This window comes from Nocardia sp. NPDC003345, assembly GCF_053589395.1.
In genome coordinates, this window is record NZ_JBSFRU010000523.1 from 1 (window position 1) to 2548 (window position 2548).

A 2548-nucleotide genomic window follows, 5' to 3' on the forward strand; every position below is an offset into this window, starting at 1 on the left:
CGCAGGATCAGCACCTGCCGGTTCTCCCAATGTTCCAGCAGCGCGCCCACATACGACTGCCAGCTGCCGAAATGATGGTAGAACGAACCGCTGGTCACGCCCAGGCGGCGGCACAGCACACCGATGTTGAGGTTGCGGAACCCCAGCTCGGACAGGACCTCCAGGCCGGTGTCGAAGTAGTTGTCCTTACTGACGATACGAGACATACGGCGCCGATCTCTTCGCGGAACGGAATGGGAGAATTCGAGCATCGAACAGTACCCCATCGGCGCGGCCGGATTCTCCGTAGTGGCGAGAGACACCCTCCGCGCCCGTCGCCACCCCGGCGGGTGAAAGGACTTGCGCCCGAACCGGAACGCCCACGCCGCCGAGACCGGCCGGTGTCAGCGCAGCGGCACACCCAGCAGCGCGTCGACCGCGGTGGCGAGCTCGGCACCGGCCCCGGAATCGGCGCCGCCGTAGTCGAGAGTGTTGCGCGCCCACGCGTCGACGGCGGCGAGCGCGCGCGGTGTATCGAGGTCGTCGGCCAGATGGGTGCGCAGCCGGGCCACGGTATCGGCGGCCGCGACGGCCGCCGGCGCGGCGGCGGCCCGGCGCCACAGCTCCAGACGGGCCTGCGCCGCGGCGAGGACGTCCTCGGTCCAGGACCGGTCGGCGCGGTAGTGACCGGCGAGCAACCCGAGCCGGATGGCGGCCGGATCCACGCCCGCGGCCCGCAGCTTCGACACCAGCACCAGGTTGCCCTTGGACTTCGACATCTTCTCGCCGTCCAGGCCGATCATTCCGGTGTGCACGTAGTGGCGGGCGAACCGGCGCCCCGACGCCAGCGCCTCGCCGTGTGCGGCGGAGTACTCGTGATGGGGATAGATGAGATCGCTGCCGCCGCCCTGGATATCGAACTCGCTGCCCAGCCGGTTCACCGCGATCGCGGCGCATTCGATATGCCAGCCCGGCCGGCCCGGCCCGAACGGTGACGGCCACGATGGTTCGCCGTCACGTTCGGCACGCCACAGCAGCGCGTCCAGCGGATCGCGTTTACCGGCACGATCCGGGTCGCCGCCGCGTTCGGCGAACAGCCGTTCCATCATGGCCCGGTCGTAGCCGGATTCGTAGCCGAACTGGTCGGTGGCGTCGGTGCGGAAATAGATATCGGGGTAGCGGGCATCCTCGACGGTGTAGGCGGCGCCCGACGCGAGCAGTTTGCCGACGAGTTCGACGACTTCGTCCACCGATTCGATCGCGCCCACATAGTCGCGCGGCGGCAGCACCCGCAGCGCCGACATATCCTCGCGGAACAGCTCGATCTCACCGCTGCCCAGCGCACGCCAATCCACGCCGTCGCGGGCGGCGCGCTCGAACAGTGGATCGTCGACATCGGTGACGTTCTGCACGTAGTGCACGTCGTGCCCGGCGTCACGCAATACCCGGTTCACCAGATCGAACGTCAGGTAGGTGGCGGCGTGGCCGAGATGGGTCGCGTCATAGGGGGTGATCCCGCAGACGTACATGGTTGCCGTGGTGCCCGGTGTGACCGGGCGGATACACGAGTCGGCGGTATCGTGCAAACGCAACGGAGGCCCTGCTCCGGGGACCGCGGGAATCGGGGTATCGGACCAGGACTGCATACCTTCGAGAGTAGAGGTCGGTGCCGTCCGCGCACCGTCCGCCCTGCCCGCCGCGGTACCACCACGACCGCGGATGGGGCCTGGACCTGCACGGACACGACCGTCGTGCCGAAGCAACCGTTCCCCTCGAGCAGAACGAATGGTCGGATGACCCCACTCGGGCGGGGCTCAGAACGCCGGCCACGGGATCGGCCGCGGCGTCTCCGGAAACGGCATCACCGGCTCGTCGAGCAATCGTTTGGCGCGGCGCAGCAGCGCGTCGATCTCGGCGTCGGTCAGATGCTCGGCCAGCCGGTCGGCCGGCTCTCCGGGCAAGGTTTCGGCGAACGCCGCGATATCGGCGAGCAGATCCCCGGGGATCTGCTCGCCCGCCCACCCCCACAGGACCGTGCGCAGCTTGTTCTCCTGGTGCAGGCAGATCCCGTGATCGACCCCGTACACCCCGCCGTCGACGGCCTCCAGCGCGTGCCCGCCCTTTCGGTCGGCGTTGTTCAGCAGCACATCGAGCACCGCCATCCGCCGCAGCCGCGGATCGTCGGCATGGACCAGCGCCACCTCGTCCCCCGCCCCGTCATAGGCGCGCAGTATCTCGCGGAAGCCGTCGGGCACCAGGCCGGGCGGGCACAGATCCACCAGATCCAGCCGGGTATCGGCGGCCTCCCGAGGCTCCCGCGTGGTGATCCAGCGCTGTACCATCCCCAGACCGTAGGGGCCGTCGCGCAGCACAGTCTCCGGGATCACCGTCCATCCGAGCATGCGGCTGACCAGGTACGAGGCCACCTCCCGGCCCGCCAGGGTGCCGTCGGGGAAATCCCACAGGGGCTGCTCGCCGCGCACCGGCTTGTACACCACCCGGAACGCGCCGTCGGCGGCCGCCAGATCGCAGACCAGGGTGACGTTGCTGGCGACTCCCACCCGGCCCA

3 protein-coding genes are annotated in these 2548 nt (G+C 69.5%); all 3 read right to left on the minus strand.

All coding sequences use genetic code 11. The features are described 5' to 3' along the window. The coding region (locus tag ACWDU1_RS31525) for a TetR/AcrR family transcriptional regulator (RefSeq protein WP_450004066.1) at positions 1–206 on the minus strand (206 nt) is incomplete at its 3' end. Positions 207–383: 177 nt separating this feature from the next. Further along, positions 384–1625, minus strand: coding sequence for a cysteine--1-D-myo-inosityl 2-amino-2-deoxy-alpha-D-glucopyranoside ligase (mshC, locus tag ACWDU1_RS31530; protein ID WP_450004067.1), 1242 nt, complete (start codon positions 1623–1625; stop codon positions 384–386). Between the two features lie 168 nt (positions 1626–1793). Further along, positions 1794–2548: SCO1664 family protein (locus tag ACWDU1_RS31535; RefSeq protein ID WP_450004068.1), on the minus strand; the 755-nt coding region annotated here is incomplete at its 5' end.

Coding starts and splice junctions, on each gene's coding strand:
- mshC (WP_450004067.1), bottom strand. CDS start 1,625: ATGCAGTCCTGGTCCGATACCCCGATTCCCGCGGTCCCCGGAGCAGGG.